The organism is Chryseobacterium cupriresistens (assembly GCF_046614675.1).
Classification (GTDB): Bacteria; Bacteroidota; Bacteroidia; order Flavobacteriales; family Weeksellaceae; genus Chryseobacterium; species Chryseobacterium cupriresistens.
Genome location: NZ_JBKKJT010000005.1, coordinates 182,851 through 199,146, shown reverse-complemented (window position 1 = coordinate 199,146; position 16,296 = coordinate 182,851). Strand labels below are relative to the sequence as shown.

Here is a 16,296-nt window from a genome sequence, read left to right as displayed (position 1 = left end):
TATACAAAATCTTTGCCCACTTTATTTTAACTGTCTTTTAACAAGTCGTTTAAAACATATCCTTCAGGCTGATGCCTATTTGTTTTTAATACGTCGAGATTTGGCGTCTTCCAAGCCTAAGTTTGTCATATATTCATAATTAAAACATATACAGATGAGCTATCCAAAAAGATTAGGGTTACATACCCAATATCCATCGATGAGAATTTCAAGTCTTGCAGAACAGGAAATATTAACAGTAAAAGATAGGGAAGACGCAGATGTTCTCTTTCTCAATAAAACAGAGCTTAATACGGTAAAAACTCTTTTTCAGATTCGTAATGCAAATTATTACAGAAAATATATTAAGCCCATTCAGTTATCTGATTATTCTACAGATATTTTCCCAAAAGAAAGAGTCTTTATTGTGGGAAAAATTTTTCCGGTAATTAATATTCTTTTCAACTACGTAGGGGTAAAAGATGTGGAGCAAAACATCAATCCACTTGTTATAGAAATTGTAGAAGGATCTTCTAGAGTAAAATACTTTGATTCTGCCATACATCATTCAAAATACATTAATATTGATGGGGGTAAAATTAAAATACTCCTTCCCAAAAATTATGTTGGTAATAATTTTCCTCAGTTGATGTATGATTTCCTCACCAACAAAAATTCTGTAGAAAAATATATTGGAGGAGAATTTCCCGATTATGAAACATACAAACTTGCTTTACGAAACAAAGCTATAAAAATAGAAGACTGGAAAGGACAGGATGGTTCATGGCTGACAAAAGACAGGGCAGAAAATAATGATACCTGGAGAAGAGCCTATTCTTATATTATTGAACACAAAATACCAGGAAGACTTGCCCCTTTCAAACAAATTTATGATTTTTACGAGGGCGTGGACTGGAATATTAAAAATCGATTCGGGCATGATGTAAAATGGTGCAAAGGCGCTAAAGGATTGGTAAAAGCATTATCAAACTCACTGGAAGGAGGGAATAGTTTTCTAGCAAATGATGTTGAAACTATTTTAAATGAATTAAATTTAGGGATCTGTGATTTTGCAATAACCAAATTTCATGAGCTTATGTATGGTCAATATGCTAAAACTCCTTTAAAAGGAGACGCCGCTTACCTCTGGGATAAAGAATTTATACAACATGAGCAAGGGGTTGTAGCTCCTCCCATTTATGGAAAAACAAGTTCATCAACTATATCTAGGTTTCAGAATATGGCAGACAAAGACCCTCAGGGTGGATGGCATGGAGCCGGAGCTCAGGCAATTAGTTGGTTCAACGACATTGTTCCGGCATTCGATGATTTTACACCTAATGCTAAAGTAACAGATTCACAGTTTAGAATAGACTTACCGTTATTAATGCTATATTTATACAAGCATAAACCAAAATGGTATGGGTTCAAGGGCAAACTAAATCCAGATGGAACAGTCGATAATGAAATTGTAAAAATTATTAAACCTTATGAAAAATAAATTAAACAGAATTTCTCTTTTTTGGAAAATATGGATTTGTCATATCTTTATATACTTTCCTATCAGAGCTTTATTTTTTTTGTTTCAGCTTGATGAAGCACCAAACCTTACCCAAATTATTAAATCAATTTTAATATCCCCTTTTGCAGGAATCTATGGATTATTTGATAAGTTCCCTTTGGTAATTCTCCTTCAAATGCTGACCATGTTCTTTGTAAACCAGGTGATTTCTTCTAAAAAAATATTACCATATCTCTTCATAACTTTTGGAACTCATGTTTTATTCTATGTATTTGATGTTTATGATATGGATTATTTTAGGCCTTTTCTCTATTCATTTTTTATTTTTCTGCCTATATTTTTATTTATTTTCAGAAAAAATCTCAAAAATTAAGTTAAATAATTGTAATTTTAATTTGATATATCCTGGAAGACAGCAAATACAATTGCTCTTTGCACCGTCCGGACAATTAGCTTCCATACTCCAAGTCCTTCTGAATACAAAACCACAAAACACCCCTGTAAAAAAACACCAAACAATTGTTTACATTATATAAAATTTCAAACAACCCCTAAAATTTTTAGGGTTAAAATATTTTCAATTCATTTTTTTTGTAAATTTGCGCTGTAAAAAATCAACCCAATTATGTCAACCTTAAGATTCAAAGCATTAGAAACCCTTCCATTTAAGGATTTCAGAAAAGACAACTCTGTTGAGATCCCTGCGAAATTATCAGAGCTATTCTGTAAAAATGTTTTCTCAGAAGAAACCATGAGAGAATATTTAACAAAAGAAGCATTCGGTTCTATCATGGATGCGATTAAAAAAGGAACTAAAATCCAGAGACATATTGCAGATCAGGTAGCTGTAGCGATGAAAGACTGGGCAATGAGCAAAGGTGTAACACACTATACGCACTGGTTTCAGCCTTTGACGGGTACTACTGCAGAAAAGCACGATTCTTTCTTCACTCCAATCGAAGGAGGTAGAGCCATTGAAAGATTCAGTGGAAACATGCTTATCCAGCAGGAGCCGGATGCATCATCTTTCCCTAACGGAGGTATCAGAAATACTTTTGAAGCAAGAGGTTATACAGCTTGGGACCCTACGTCTCCGGCATTCATTATGGGAACTACATTATGTATTCCTTCCATCTTCATTTCTTATACAGGAGAAACGTTAGATTATAAAGCACCTCTTTTAAGAGCTTTGAACGCTGTGGATGAAGCTGCAACGAATGTAATGCAGTATTTTGACAAAAATGTAACAAAGGTAACTCCTACTTTGGGTTGGGAGCAGGAATATTTCCTTGTTGATTCAGCATTATACCAATCACGTCCGGACCTTGTATTAACAGGTAAAACATTATTAGGACATTCTCCGGCAAAAGGACAGCAGCTGGATGACCATTATTTCGGTTCTATTCCGACAAGAGTAATGAACTTCATGAAAGAGCTGGAAATCGAATGTATGAAATTGGGTATCCCTGCAACAACAAGACATAACGAGGTTGCCCCTAACCAGTTCGAGCTTGCACCAATGTTTGAAGAAGTTAACGTTGCTGTAGACCACAACTCTTTGTTGATGGACATCATGGCAAGAGTAGCACACAAACACCACTTCCATATTCTTTTCCACGAAAAACCATTCGCAGGAGTAAACGGAAGCGGAAAACACAACAACTGGTCTTTAGCAACAGATACTGGTGAAAACCTGTTAAGCCCTGGAAAAAATCCAAAGAAAAACTTACAGTTCCTGACATTCTTTGTTAACACCATTAAAGCGGTTCACGAATATGCAGATCTTCTAAGAGCAAGTATCGCTTCTGCAAGCAATGACCACAGGCTTGGTGCCAACGAAGCGCCGCCGGCAATTATTTCCGTATTCATCGGAAGCCAGCTGTTCAGTGTATTGGAAGAACTTGAAAAAGTAACCAACGGAAAACTATCTCCGGAAGAGAAAACAGAATTAAAATTAAATGTAGTTGGTAAGATTCCTGAAATCCTGCTGGATAACACAGACAGAAACAGAACTTCACCATTTGCATTTACAGGAAATAAATTTGAGATCAGAGCGGTAGGTTCTTCTGCAAACTGTGCAGAGTCTATGACCGTAATGAACACGATTGCAGCTAAACAGCTTAATGATTTCAAGAAAGAAGTGGATGCTTTAATTGAAACCGGTCTTAAGAAAGACGAAGCGATCTTTAATGTATTGAGAGAATACATCAAGCAGTGTAAAAACATTATGTTTGAAGGTGACGGATATTCTGATGACTGGGCGAAAGAGGCTAAGAAAAGAGGATTGAACAACCTTAAGACGACTCCTGAAGCTTTAAAACAGGAAATGGACAAGAAATTCCTAGACCTTTATGAAGAGATGGGAATTTTCAACCACAGAGAAGTTGAAGCGAGAAACGAGATTAAATTAGAGAAATACTCTACTGTAATTGATATTGAAGCAAGAGTGCTAAGTGATATCGCCAGAAATCACATCATTCCATCTGCATTAAATTATCAGAACAGATTAATTGAAAACGTAAAAGGTCTTAAAGATATCTTTGGTGATAAAGAATTTAAAACGCTGGCAAAAGAGCAAATGAGTTTAATTACAAGCATTTCTGAAAATGTTTCTAAAATCAAGCTTGGTGTTGAAGATCTTATCAAAGCCAGAGAGGCTGCAAAAACCATATCAGACAGCCAAAAACAGGCAGAAAACTATTGTAACAAAGTAAAACCATTATTTGATCCTATCAGAGAAGCTTCTGATGCTTTGGAAATGATGGTGGATGATGAGCTTTGGCCAATGACAAAATACAGAGAAATGTTGTTTACCAAATAACACCTGTAAAGTTCCATATTAGTTTAAATTCCCCGGAAAACCGGGGAATTTTTTTGTTTTTTTAACAGCACTGAAAATTAAGACTTTGAATCACAAAACGTGATATATAGAAGAAAATCGAAGAAGTTTGTTAAAGAATCTTAATAAAAAAAACCGCACACTTACCAAAAACAGGCTGTTGCGGTTTATTTTTCTTTAACATATGTAAATTATATGTTAAAATGTGTTAAAATAAGATCCTGACAATTATCATATCAGGGGTCTTTTGCTCGGAATCTCTACTTTTGTAATGCTTTTGAAAATAAATATTCCTTTTTAACACGGATAATCAAATATATATGAAGAAAAGAGTTTTGTTTTATTTAGTTGCTTTAGTTACTACAGTTTCATTGCAATCGTGTGCTACAAATTATGTGGTTTCAAAACCAGCAACTTACACAAAAGAATACAAAACAGATGCCAAACTAGCTTCTATAGATAACAAAAAAATGGAGCAGGATAAGCAAAAACTTATCGACTCATTCCTTGCAGAAAAGGCGGCATCTATCGCTAGTGCTAAAAAAGCAGTTAAGAATTCTGAGATTGCAAAAGCAATCAAACATAATAAAACCATTGACGGTATCCTTGAAGAAGCTGAAACATACCTTGGAACTCCTTACAGATATGGAGGAACAACCAGAAACGGTATAGATTGTTCAGCTTTTGTTCTTTCTGTATTCGGAGCAGCAGCAGGTCTTAGTTTACCTAGAGTAGCAGCATCTCAGGCTCAGGAAGGTGAAAGAATTGAAAAAGGAGAGTTACAGAAGGGAGATTTGATTTTCTTTTCTCATGGAAGAAGAATTTCTCACGTTGGTATTGTAGAAAGTGTTTCTGAAGATGGTGAGATTAAATTCATCCACGCAGCAACATCAAAAGGAGTAATGATTTCTTCACTGAATGATTCTTATTGGGGACCTAAATTCAGATTCGCAAAAAGAGTGATCAACGAAGAAGGAGAGGCTTACAACAACTTAGCAGCAGCTACTCTTCCTACACCCGCAAATTTTTAATTTTATAAATAATTGATTTAAATAATGAAGCCATCAGAATCCTGATGGCTTTTTTATATACACTATTTCGACTAAATTCCAGCTAAGCCAGGTTAAATATCCAAGAAGGAAAAAAACGGGCTAAAACCCCTCTCCTATTATTTTAATATTGATAATTTATAAGCAAACAGAACTTAACCAAAGATATCAACTGTTCTTATCAATTTCAATATCCAGCTTATATAACAGTCCATGGATCTCAGAAAGCGAAAATCTGGCCTTTTTAAGCCTATTTAAAGCCGGATCTATCGAATAATTAACCGAAGTTCGGAAATCTGCTTTTTCCAGGTTTGTGCCGTCAAAAACAGCGCCCGACAGATCGCAGTTACTGAAGACTGCATTGGAAAGATCACACTCACTGAAATCTACCTCAATTAATTTTGAATTTTTGAAAACAGTTTTTTTAACGGATGTCTGATAAAAAACGGAATTGTTTAATGAACTTCCATCAAAAGTAAAGGATAATCCGAACGCATTGCAGTCATCAAACTGAAGTCCGAACATTTTACATTCTTTAAAGACAACCCGGTGAAATGCTGTTTTGATCAGTTTTACCATACTGAGACTGCATCCGATAAATTCACAGTCTGTAAAGCTGAAACCGGATAGGTTTCCGTATTCAAAATTACAGTTTCTGAACGTACAGTTTTCGTACTCACTTTTTTCTAAAGGAAGTTGCGTGAAATCTTTGCTCTCGAAATCTTCGTCTGAGAAATAGGATTGTTTCATACAAATTGTTGATGAAGTTGATTTTGAAGATGAATGATCAGCAGAACAATGATAAACTTCCATCATCCAGCTTCCAAACTCCCTCTTTTACACCAAACTGTTCTTATCAGAGTAATTAAGTTTAAAGAAAATAAAAGTCATCATAGAGAATGCCAGTAAAGAACTTCCTCCATAACTGAAATAAGGAAGCGGAATCCCAACTGTCGGGAAAAGCCCCATTACCATTCCCAGATTGATCGAAAAGTGCATCAACAGAATCGAGGCAAAGCAATATCCGAATACACGGTTAAAAGTTGATTTTTGCTGTTCAGAAAGATAATAGATTCTTCCTATGTATACCACATAAGCAAGCACCAGAATAGCACTTCCGATAAATCCCCACTCTTCCCCTACCGCGCAGAAAATATAGTCTGTCTGCTGCTCTGGCACAAATTTCCCCTGGGTTACAGACCCTTCACGGTAACCTTTTCCCCAAAGTCCGCCGGATCCGATCGCTGTTTTGGAATACAAAAGATTGTATCCGGAAGTATCTCTGAATGCCTTTTCCCCTTTGTAAAGAACCTCAATCCTTTCTCTCTGGTGCTTAGGCAGTTTTTCTAAAATATAAGGAGACCCGAAAGCCAGTCCGCACAATAAAAGAATAGAGCCCGCAATTCCTGAGATAGAAATTACATCCCATGACATTCTATGATAATTCATTGCTATCAGAACACCGGCAATCACTAAAACTGCAATCACAACATAAACAGGAGGAATAGCCAGTGAGATCAGGAAAACTCCGGCAAAAATAAATCCTATACCGAATAAAAGCCCGCTCAGTCCTTCTCTATATAAAGCAATGAAAAATGCAATAAATACAAGCATGGAGCCCACATCCGGAATAGCAAGAACCACTACTGCCGGAATACCAACGATGGCTAAAGTAGTCCATAAAGACTTTCTGTTTTTAAGATTAAAATCAGGTCCTGAAACATAATTAGCCAGCATTAAAGCTGTTCCTATCTTGGCAAACTCCACGGGCTGCATGGTAAAACTTCCGAATTTATACCAGTTCTTCTGGCCAAGGATTTCTTTACCAAACGGAAAAAGCCCTATCAGCAGCAGCACACCGCCAATATAAATAATTCCTGCCATATTCTCGAAGAATTTACTTCTGCTGACAAAGATGATAAGCCCCACAAATAATGAGATACAGAAAAAGATCAACTGTTTCTCACCCAGTTTCTGGTCCACACTGTAAATATTTGCAATCGCGAAAATGCAAAGCAGGAAATACAGCCCAAGGCCAAGTTTATCTATTCCTTCTGTCCATTTCATTGCTTCGCAGTTTTTTTAGCCGTGTTATTTTTTTTAGTCTCTTCGTTTATTTTCTTTTGCAGCTTAGCCTTTTGCTGTTTTACCTGCTCCAGGCTATCTTTTATTCTTTTCTGTCTGATTGAGTCAGGTTTAGGATCAATATATAAGCCTTTACGTTTCAAATCAGCAATCCACTGCCTTTTGTATTCAGGCATGAAACTCGAGGTAATCATTTTTTTGTAAAGATGTTCTCTTTTCAGATCACCTGTAATATATTTTTCAGCAATCACGGTACAGGCTGGTCCTGCCCATGTAGCTCCAAATCCTGCATGTTCCATTACCGCTACTACAACAATTTTAGGTTTATCAGCAGGGGCAATCAATACAAAGATGGAATTATCTTTTCCTTGCGGAACCTGTGCGGTACCTGTTTTTGCCAGTTGGGTAAAATCATTGGATTTCAGTCCTCTTGCAGTTCCTCTTAAAACTACAGCTTCCATTCCTTTTAAAACAGGCTCAAAATGTTTTGGATCAACCAGAGTTTTGTGTTTCACTTTAAATCTTGGGTCAGGATTTGGCTTTCCATCAATTGCTTTTACGATATGAGGAGTATAATACCATCCTCTGTTAGCAATCGCCGCTACATAATTGGCCAGCTGAATAGGAGTTACCAGAACATCTCCCTGTCCCATTCCGTTATAAATGGCACCCGTAGACATTTCATCCCAGTTTTTAAAATCAGTTCTCTGGGAACCGCTTGCCTTCATGATCGCTTTAAATCTTCTCTCGTAAAAATCTCCTGAAGGTATTCTCCCCTTTGCCCCAACAGCAAAGTCATTATTCAAGAATTCTCCAACTCCGAAACTGCTCATGATTTTTTTCCACTCATCAACACCTTTTGAAGGGTTTCCCGGATATTTCTTGATAATGGCAATAAATGCGTAGGTGAAAAAACAGTTACTCGAAACCTGAATGGAAGGGATAAGCGGATCTGCTCCACCATGGCCTTTAATTCTTTTTCCTTTGTAGAAAAATCCGCCGCCACAAGGGAAGATCGTTTTCTCATCCATCACACCCATCTGCATAGCTGCTAAAGCAGTCAGCAGTTTGAAAGTGGATCCCGGAGGATATCCTGCCTGCAACGCACGGTCAAAAGTAGGTTTATTTTCATAAAGCGTATCTTTTGATAGGGCATATAGGTTTTTTGATTTATTAGGTCCTGTAAAAAGGTTCGGGTCAATGTCCGGTCCGGTTGCAGCGACTAAAACTTCTCCATTATTAGGATCTAACGCTACAATTGCACCATGTTTGTTGACCAGCATTTCTTCAGCTGTTCTCTGAAGATCATAATCAATGGTTAACGTAATATCTTTACCGGTAATCACATCTTTATCTAAAGAACCGTTCTTATAGGAACCAATATTTCGAAGCTTGATATCTTTCTGGATATATTTCACACCTTTTACCCCGCGAAGTTCTTTTTCGTAGGATTTTTCAACCCCTGTTTTTCCAATGAAATCTCCCGGTAAATAGTAGAGTGAATCTTTTTTAATATCTCTTTCATTTACCTCACTGGTATAACCAAGAAGGTTTCCGGATGTGGAAACTTCGTACTGACGCTGAGGTCTTGATACAATATTAAATGCTGGATACTTAAAAATAATTTCCTGAACTCTGGCAATATCTTCTCTGCTGAGGTCCTTAATGAAAGTCATCGGCGTCAGCTTTGAGTAATATTTTTCTTTTTTGATAACATTGATTTTATTGATAAAATCCTGTTTTGTAATTTTCATTAAACTACAAAAAGCCAGCGTATCAAAATCAGGCTTCATCAAAGCCTGGGTAAACGAAATTTCATAAGCAGGCTGGTTTCCCACCATGATTTTACCATTTCTGTCAAAAATTACCCCACGCTGTGGAATAACATATTCTGTTTTAATGGAGGTGTTAGCCGCATTCAGTGCATAGCGGTCTGTAAACAGCTGCAAATAGGCAAGTCTCGCCACAAAAATAAGGGCGATGACAACAAGAATGGAAAAAATTTTTAAATAACGTGTGTTCAAACTTTTTGTTTGATTTTAAATATTAATGCGTAGATGACTATAAAGATAAATGAAATTACACTTGTTACCAACACATTAAATAATATTTCAAAAAACCTGCTGAACTTAAAGAACTCGATATATTGTACTAAAAGCTGATGCAGGAAAATACTTGAAAATAAAAACAGCAAAAACTGCGCCCATTGAAGGGACTGAAATGAGAAAAAGTCTGTAGACGTATCTGTGGAAGTCCTGAAGATCAACGTTCTGAAATAGGCAATTAACGTTGTTGCAAATGCATTGATCCCCCACGAATAAAGAAAACCGTCAATAGACAATCCTATTAAAAAGCTCAATGCCAGGAATTGAAATTTGTTTCTGAAAAACGGATAGAACATGACAAATACAGGATATAATACCGGAGTATATTTCCCGAAAAGAGTAATCCTGTTCAATACAAATATCTGTAATGCAACAAGAAAGATCATGATCAATATATCGGTAAATAAAGTCCTGCTAATCATTTTCCTTTTTTATTACAGCCTGCATAGTGTCCTGAATCTTCTGCACTTCTGCTTTCTTAAGATTCTTCACTACATACACTTTATTCAACGCTCCCATTTTTTCACTCAGCTCTACGGAAATATCCCAGAAGCCGGTTTTATTATCTACAGAGTATCCTGCAATGGTACCAATGGTAACTCCCTTAGGAAAAATAGCAGATTTACCGTCTGTAACAACAGTATCGCCTACTTTCAGGGCTACATATTTTGGAATATCTGCCAGGTGCATTACCCTTGAGTTATCTCCATTCCATGTTAAAGTACCAAAATACCCTGAGTTTTTAAGTGCTGCATTAATTCTGATCTTGTTAACACTTAACACGGATTGAACCAATGCATAACTATCTGTAGAATTGATTACAATTCCCGCAATACCTCTCGGCGCCATTACTCCCATTTGAGGAAAGACACCGTCTCTGCGTCCACGGTTGATTGTAAAGTAGTTGTTTCTTCTGTTGATACTGTTGAAAACAATCTCTCCATCAACAAAAGTATAGATCTGCCCTCCACCAATGGTATCATGAACTCTCTTGAAAACAGGATTCTTTGACCCGTCTTTTCCATAGAGCTCAGTCATAAGGGCTTTATTCTGAACCACAAGATCTTCATTGATCTGTTTTAGCTTCAGATAAGAAACTCCTTCGTCAATATATCCGGACACCCATGAGTTGAACGCAGCCGTCTGGCCCGCAATCCAGGATCTCTGCATGGCATTTCTTGAGAATATCAAAACCAGAGCAATAATTTGCAGGAATATAAAGAAGACGAAAAGAGTATTCTTCGAAAATAATCTCAGCAAAAATCCCATTCAGATATAAAGTCGTAAAAAGTTAAAATTATTTAATTAAGAAATTGAACTTATCCATATTCTTAAGGGCAATACCTGTTCCGCGAACTACAGCTCTCAACGGATCTTCAGCTACAAATACAGGAAGACCTGTTTTCTTGTGAATTCTGTCCGCAAGACCTCTTAATAACGCTCCTCCTCCAGCTAGATAAATACCTGTTTTATAAATATCTGCAGCCAATTCCGGTGGGGTAAGAGATAATGTTTCCATTACAGCATCCTCGATTCTGATGATCGATTTGTCTAATGCACGTGCAATCTCTTTGTATCCAACCATAATTTCTTTAGGCTTACCTGTAATAAGGTCTCTACCCTGTACCGGGATATCTTCGATGTCTACATCAAGATCTTCTACTGCAGAACCTACTTCAATTTTGATTCTTTCAGCTGTTCTTTCCCCGATATAAAGGTTATGGTGAGTTCTTAAATAATAAGCAATATCATTGGTAAATACGTCTCCTGCAATCTTCACAGATTTATCACATACGATACCTCCTAAAGCAACAACAGCAATTTCCGTAGTACCACCACCTATATCGATAATCATGTTACCTTCAGGTTTCTGTACGTCGATCCCAACTCCAATTGCAGCAGCCATTGGTTCGTAGATCAATCTTACTTCTTTTGCATTTACCTTCTGAGCAGAGTCTCTTACCGCTCTTTTTTCAACTTCAGTAATACCAGAAGGGATACAGATTACAATTCGTAATGCCGGTTGAATGAATTTACCTTTGATTCCAGGAATTTTCTTGATGAATTCCTTGATCATGTGCTCAGAAGCGTGGAAATCAGCAATAACCCCATCTTTCAAAGGACGGATGGTTTTGATATCCTCGTGAGTTTTACCCTGCATATGCTTGGCCTGCTCTCCGACGGCAATCGGCTTACCCGATGAACGTTCAATTGCAACAATTGAAGGTTGATCAATAACAATTTTATTATTATGGATGATTAGGGTATTAGCAGTTCCAAGGTCTATCGCAATTTCTTGCGTAAACATATCAAATAAACTCATATTTTTCTTCTGATTTTAAGATTACAAAGATATAAATTTAACACTAGTAAAGAAATTTCCCACCAACTTAATTTGGTTAAAATTTTATTAAAATTTATAATTCTTTATTAAGTTTTAGTTTAGACATTTACAGAGTTTGATTTCAACTAAAATTCATGGGATGTTAAAAGGGCTGAAAAGCGAATTAGCAAAAGGGTAAAAAGGCTAAGAAAGCTCAACAAAAAAGGCATAAATAAAACTTAAAAAGCGTAACAGCTTTCATACAATATGCATTTTTTGTCATTTTACAGTTTCACCTTTGCGGCATTCCCTTTTATAGTTTTTTACGATAATTATCATATACACTATCTGAGAAAGGTTAATGAAAAAAATCGTAAATTTGCCACTGCTTATGTTACAGTATTCCAACATTCATCGAACGTCAAATTTTGCCGTGCTTTCAATAAGCTACGAGAAAGCCGACGTAGAAACGAGAGGAAAGTTTGCATTCTTTGATGAGAACATCAAAAACTTTGTTTCCAGAGTCCATCAGGAAGATCTGGGTGATGCATTTGTGGTTTCCACTTGTAACAGGACCGAAATTTATACCACTTCTCCCAATTATCTTTTAGTAGCGGAAGAGTATTGCAAAACGATTGGAGTACAACTTACCGATTTTCTTCAGTTTGCAAATATTCTTACCAAAGAGGAAGCTCTGATTCATCTTTTCAGAGTAGCGGCAGGCCTTGAAAGCCAGATTATCGGAGACTTTGAAATTATCGGGCAGATAAAAAAAGCATATAGCCGTTTCAAAAAAGAAAGACAAAATTCGAATCCTTATCTGGAAAGAGCCATCAATGCTGCGATTCAGATTTCGAAAAGAATAAAAAATGAAACCGGCATTTCGAATGGTGCTGCTTCGGTTTCTTATGCGGCCGTTCATTATATTTTAAACAACCAGAAAAGGATTACTGAAAAAAACATCCTTCTTTTAGGGGTAGGTGAAATAGGACAGAATACCGTTGAAAACCTGGTAAAGCATGTCTACCAGCCGAAAATTAAAATTGCCAACAGAACTCAGGAGAAAGCCGAAAAAATTTCCCAGAAATATAATATTCCTCACGTTGATTATTCTGATTTTGACCAGGAATTAAAAAATACAGATATTCTTATTGTGGCAACAGGAGCCAAGCATCCTATTGTCAACCGGTCTCATTTCCCTAATGGAAAAGAAACACTGATCATTGACCTTTCCATTCCTCATAACGTTGAAAAGAATGTTACTGAAAATAAAAACGTAACTCTGATTGATGTGGATGAGCTTTCAAAACAGATTCAGGAAACGATTCAACAGCGCGAAAGAGAAATCCCGAAAGCTGAAAAAATCATTAAGGAACTGATGAAAGACTTTATTGAATGGGAGAAAAAGAGAAAACTTGCCCCTAATATTCATCATTTCAAAGCCGTTCTAAAGAACATGGAGCGTAATGAAATGCATAATTTCTACAAAAAAAATAAATACATAAACATCACGGACATGGAACTTTCTGATAAAATGATCCAGAAAATCACCAACCGTTTTGCAAAATATATCATCGATAATCCTTTAAAAGCCGAAGAAATTAGTAAATTAATGCACGAAATATTAGTTGAACAACCAAACAACGAATTCAATGAAAAGCATTAGAATCGGAACGAGAAATTCCGCACTTGCACTTTGGCAGGCTAGAGAGGTTGCGAGGCACCTTCAGAACAACAATTATTTAACGGAAATTGTTCCTATCGTTTCTTCTGGCGATAAGAACCTTAATCAGCCGCTTTATTCTTTAGGAATTACCGGGGTTTTCACAAGAGATCTTGATATTGCCCTATTGAATGATGAAATTGATATTGCCGTACATTCTTTAAAAGATGTTCCCACTCAATTGCCTCAAAATATTGAGATGATCGCTTATCTGGAAAGAGATTATCCACAGGATATTCTGATCAGAAAAGAATCTGCAAGGAATAAAGAATTCCATGAGCTTAAACTTGCCACCAGCAGTTTGAGAAGAAGAGCTTTCTGGCTGAGAAATTATCCTACCGCTGAGTTTTCGGATATCAGGGGAAATATTCAAACCAGACTTCAAAAACTGGAAGAAGGAGATTTCGATGCTACGATCTTATCTTTGGCAGGCATCAAAAGAATGAAAATGGAAATTGATTATGAAATGCTTCCATTAATGATCTCTGCCCCATCACAAGGCGTAATCTCTGTAGCCGGACATACTGACAAGCCGGAGATCAATGAAATTGTGCGCCAGATCAATCACCAACAGACTCAGATCTGTGTGGAAATTGAAAGAAACTTCCTGAGCACTTTAGAAGGAGGCTGTACTGCACCTATCGGAGCATTTGCAGAAATTATCGACGACCAGATCCGCTTCAAAGCAGCACTTTGCTCTCTGGACGGTAAAAACTGTATTGCTGTAGATGAAAACTTTGTCTATACTCCAAATGAGAATTTTGGAGAAAAGTTTGCAAAAGTTGTTCTTGAGAACGGAGGAAAAGAATTAATGGCAGAAATCAAAAGCCAGATCTGATAGTTCAGATTTACATTTTTATATTCCTTTAGCCACACTTTTTCATTTTCTTAATTTTACAGACATGAAAATCTTATTTACCAAAAATATAGACCCATCTATTATATCCAAAGAATTAGGAGAGGATATTTTGGTTGACTGTGTTGAGGTAATTAAGACCAGCCCTATTATGATCAATCCTTTTGATCTGAAAAACTACTCTCTGATTTTTACCAGCGTCAATGGAGTGGCTTCTTTTTTTAAAAACAGATTCAAACCCAATGAAGATTTTACCGCAAAAAACTATAACAAAATCTATTGTGTAGGTGAAAAGACCAAAAGAGAGCTGAGGAAACATGGTTTTGGAACATTTAAGGTACTGAAAAATGCTGAAACTCTTTCGCGATTCATTATCGGAAAATGCCAGCACGAGCAGTTCCTGCACTTCTGTGGCAATCTTGCCATCAATGTTCTGGACAAAGACCTTCCGTTACAAAACATTAAGTACAAAAAAGTTACCATTTATAATACTGAGGAAACTCATCCTGTAATAACTGAAAAATATCATGCTGCAGTATTTTTTAGTCCGAGCGGAGTTCGTAGTTTTGCAAGGCGAAATTCTCTGGAAGGCATGAAGCTTTTTTCCATTGGCGAAACCACTTCCGGTGAGCTGAGAAATTATACGCAGGAAGAAATTTTTACTTCAGAAGAAAATACTCTGACATCAATATTTGCATTGATCAGAAAAGAAATCGGAAGTAGGATTTAGAATATCTGTTACCGGATATTGCCGGTAATATTAGTTACAATAGATTATGATAAAAAACGACCTATATTTAAAAGCACTTCGCGGAGAAACCGTTGAAAGACCTCCTGTCTGGATGATGAGGCAGGCTGGAAGATATCTGCCGGAATTCATTGCTTTAAGAGATCAGTATGATTTCTTTACAAGATGTCAGACTCCTGAACTTGCCGCCGAGATCACCCTGCAGCCTATCCGCAGATTTCCTCTGGATGCCGCGATTCTGTTTTCTGATATCCTGGTAGTTCCGCAGGCAATGGGAATTGATTTCAAAATGAAAGAATCTGTTGGCCCTTGGCTGGATACTCCCATCAGAACGATGGAACAGGTTCAGAATATTGAAACTCCCGACGTGAATGACACTTTAGGTTACGTTTTTGATGCTATTGAACTTACCTTACAGAAGCTGGATAACGAAATCCCATTGATCGGTTTTGCCGGTTCTCCATGGACTATTCTTTGCTACTGTGTGGAAGGAAAAGGAAGCAAAGCTTTTGATATTGCAAAATCTTTCTGTTTCCAACAGCCTGAAGCAGCACATTTATTATTACAGAAAATCACAGATACTACAATCGCTTATTTAAAGAGAAAAGTAGAAAAAGGAGTTTCTGCCGTACAGGTTTTCGATTCCTGGGGAGGAATGCTTTCTCCTACGGATTATCAGGAGTTCTCATGGCAGTACATCAATCAGATTGTTGAAGCATTAAGTCCGCTTACTCACGTTGTCGTATTTGGGAAAGGATGCTGGTTCGCACTGGAAGATATGACAATGTCAAAGGCTTCGGCTCTTGGCGTAGACTGGACTATTAAGCCGGAATTCGCAAGAACTTTAACAAACCATACGATGACTCTACAGGGAAATTTCGACCCTGCAAGACTTCACTCAACTCCTGAAACCATCAAGAAAATGGTGAATGAGATGATCAACCGTTTTGGAAAAGACAGATACATTGCTAATTTAGGTCACGGAATTCTACCGAATGTTCCTGTGGAAAATGCGGAAGCATTCATCAGAGCGGTAGTAGACTGGAAACCGAATTTGTAAGATTATT

Annotated in this window: 14 protein-coding genes; 8 read left to right on the top strand and 6 right to left on the bottom strand. The window is 36.9% G+C overall.

The window, feature by feature from the left end:
- The first annotated feature begins 154 nt into the window (after positions 1-154).
- The 4 genes from ACLI50_RS15385 (at position 155) to ACLI50_RS15370 (ending at position 5,371) form a co-directional block, all read left to right on the top strand.
- Positions 155-1,480, top strand: coding sequence for a hypothetical protein (locus ACLI50_RS15385; RefSeq protein WP_411414157.1), 1,326 nt, complete (start codon positions 155-157; stop codon positions 1,478-1,480).
- Complete coding sequence (locus tag ACLI50_RS15380; protein WP_110009134.1) at positions 1,470-1,874, top strand: hypothetical protein; 405 nt, start codon at positions 1,470-1,472, stop codon at positions 1,872-1,874. Before ACLI50_RS15385 ends, ACLI50_RS15380 begins: the two co-directional genes overlap by 11 nt.
- 252 nt (positions 1,875-2,126) lie before the next feature.
- Positions 2,127-4,322: a glutamine synthetase III family protein gene (locus ACLI50_RS15375; protein ID WP_137904454.1), complete on the top strand. Its 2,196-nt coding sequence runs from the start codon at positions 2,127-2,129 to the stop codon at positions 4,320-4,322.
- Positions 4,323-4,660: 338 nt separating this feature from the next.
- Entirely contained in the window at positions 4,661-5,371 is a 711-nt protein-coding gene (locus tag ACLI50_RS15370) for a C40 family peptidase (RefSeq protein ID WP_395972195.1), read from the top strand.
- A gap of 186 nt (positions 5,372-5,557) precedes the next feature.
- Here ACLI50_RS15370 and ACLI50_RS15365 read toward each other — a convergent pair whose 3' ends face one another.
- From ACLI50_RS15365 to ACLI50_RS15340, 6 genes are all read right to left on the bottom strand, one after another.
- Positions 5,558-6,139: a pentapeptide repeat-containing protein gene (locus ACLI50_RS15365; RefSeq protein ID WP_395972193.1), complete on the bottom strand. Its 582-nt coding sequence runs from the start codon at positions 6,137-6,139 to the stop codon at positions 5,558-5,560.
- Between the two features lie 87 nt (positions 6,140-6,226).
- Positions 6,227-7,456 carry a rod shape-determining protein RodA gene (gene rodA, locus ACLI50_RS15360; protein ID WP_411414156.1) on the bottom strand — a complete coding sequence of 410 codons (1,230 nt, stop codon included), beginning with the start codon at positions 7,454-7,456 and terminating at the stop codon, positions 6,227-6,229.
- Positions 7,453-9,498 (bottom strand): peptidoglycan D,D-transpeptidase FtsI family protein, encoded by a 2,046-nt coding sequence (locus ACLI50_RS15355; protein WP_227941190.1) that lies wholly within the window; start codon positions 9,496-9,498, stop codon positions 7,453-7,455. The genes rodA and ACLI50_RS15355 overlap by 4 nt, the downstream gene beginning before the upstream one ends.
- The gene (locus tag ACLI50_RS15350; protein ID WP_002982456.1) at positions 9,495-10,001 is read right to left on the bottom strand and encodes a hypothetical protein; all 507 of its coding nucleotides are present in this window, start codon (positions 9,999-10,001) and stop codon (positions 9,495-9,497) included. Before ACLI50_RS15350 ends, ACLI50_RS15355 begins: the two co-directional genes overlap by 4 nt.
- Positions 9,994-10,848: a rod shape-determining protein MreC gene (gene mreC / locus ACLI50_RS15345; RefSeq protein WP_202841879.1), complete on the bottom strand. Its 855-nt coding sequence runs from the start codon at positions 10,846-10,848 to the stop codon at positions 9,994-9,996. Before mreC ends, ACLI50_RS15350 begins: the two co-directional genes overlap by 8 nt.
- A 28-nt stretch (positions 10,849-10,876) precedes the next feature.
- The gene (locus ACLI50_RS15340) at positions 10,877-11,902 is read right to left on the bottom strand and encodes a rod shape-determining protein (protein ID WP_002982450.1); all 1,026 of its coding nucleotides are present in this window, start codon (positions 11,900-11,902) and stop codon (positions 10,877-10,879) included.
- A 391-nt stretch (positions 11,903-12,293) separates the two neighbouring features.
- On the opposite strand from ACLI50_RS15340, the gene hemA reads away from it, so the two are divergent.
- The 4 genes from hemA (at position 12,294) to hemE (ending at position 16,289) form a co-directional block, all read left to right on the top strand.
- The gene (gene hemA, locus ACLI50_RS15335) at positions 12,294-13,568 is read left to right on the top strand and encodes a glutamyl-tRNA reductase (RefSeq protein ID WP_110009152.1); all 1,275 of its coding nucleotides are present in this window, start codon (positions 12,294-12,296) and stop codon (positions 13,566-13,568) included.
- Positions 13,555-14,463, top strand: a complete 909-nt coding sequence (hemC, locus tag ACLI50_RS15330) for a hydroxymethylbilane synthase (RefSeq protein ID WP_202841882.1) — start codon at positions 13,555-13,557, stop codon at positions 14,461-14,463. The genes hemA and hemC overlap by 14 nt, the downstream gene beginning before the upstream one ends.
- Before the next feature lie 64 nt (positions 14,464-14,527).
- Positions 14,528-15,211, top strand: a complete 684-nt coding sequence (locus ACLI50_RS15325; RefSeq protein ID WP_202841884.1) for a uroporphyrinogen-III synthase — start codon at positions 14,528-14,530, stop codon at positions 15,209-15,211.
- A 46-nt stretch (positions 15,212-15,257) separates the two neighbouring features.
- The gene (gene hemE / locus ACLI50_RS15320; RefSeq protein WP_089692984.1) at positions 15,258-16,289 is read left to right on the top strand and encodes a uroporphyrinogen decarboxylase; all 1,032 of its coding nucleotides are present in this window, start codon (positions 15,258-15,260) and stop codon (positions 16,287-16,289) included.
- Positions 16,290-16,296 lie beyond the last annotated feature (7 nt).

What these genes read in the sequence shown, in the direction of transcription:
- ACLI50_RS15385 (WP_411414157.1), top strand. Translation starts at nt 155, where the DNA reads ATGAGCTATCCAAAAAGATTAGGGTTACATACCCAATATCCATCGATG.
- ACLI50_RS15380 (WP_110009134.1), top strand. Translation starts at nt 1,470, where the DNA reads ATGAAAAATAAATTAAACAGAATTTCTCTTTTTTGGAAAATATGGATT.
- ACLI50_RS15375 (WP_137904454.1), top strand. Translation starts at nt 2,127, where the DNA reads ATGTCAACCTTAAGATTCAAAGCATTAGAAACCCTTCCATTTAAGGAT.
- ACLI50_RS15370 (WP_395972195.1), top strand. Translation starts at nt 4,661, where the DNA reads ATGAAGAAAAGAGTTTTGTTTTATTTAGTTGCTTTAGTTACTACAGTT.
- ACLI50_RS15365 (WP_395972193.1), bottom strand. Translation starts at nt 6,139, where the DNA reads ATGAAACAATCCTATTTCTCAGACGAAGATTTCGAGAGCAAAGATTTC.
- rodA (WP_411414156.1), bottom strand. Translation starts at nt 7,456, where the DNA reads ATGAAATGGACAGAAGGAATAGATAAACTTGGCCTTGGGCTGTATTTC.
- ACLI50_RS15350 (WP_002982456.1), bottom strand. Translation starts at nt 10,001, where the DNA reads ATGATTAGCAGGACTTTATTTACCGATATATTGATCATGATCTTTCTT.
- mreC (WP_202841879.1), bottom strand. Translation starts at nt 10,848, where the DNA reads ATGGGATTTTTGCTGAGATTATTTTCGAAGAATACTCTTTTCGTCTTC.
- ACLI50_RS15340 (WP_002982450.1), bottom strand. Translation starts at nt 11,902, where the DNA reads ATGAGTTTATTTGATATGTTTACGCAAGAAATTGCGATAGACCTTGGA.
- hemA (WP_110009152.1), top strand. Translation starts at nt 12,294, where the DNA reads ATGTTACAGTATTCCAACATTCATCGAACGTCAAATTTTGCCGTGCTT.
- hemC (WP_202841882.1), top strand. Translation starts at nt 13,555, where the DNA reads ATGAAAAGCATTAGAATCGGAACGAGAAATTCCGCACTTGCACTTTGG.
- ACLI50_RS15325 (WP_202841884.1), top strand. Translation starts at nt 14,528, where the DNA reads ATGAAAATCTTATTTACCAAAAATATAGACCCATCTATTATATCCAAA.
- hemE (WP_089692984.1), top strand. Translation starts at nt 15,258, where the DNA reads ATGATAAAAAACGACCTATATTTAAAAGCACTTCGCGGAGAAACCGTT.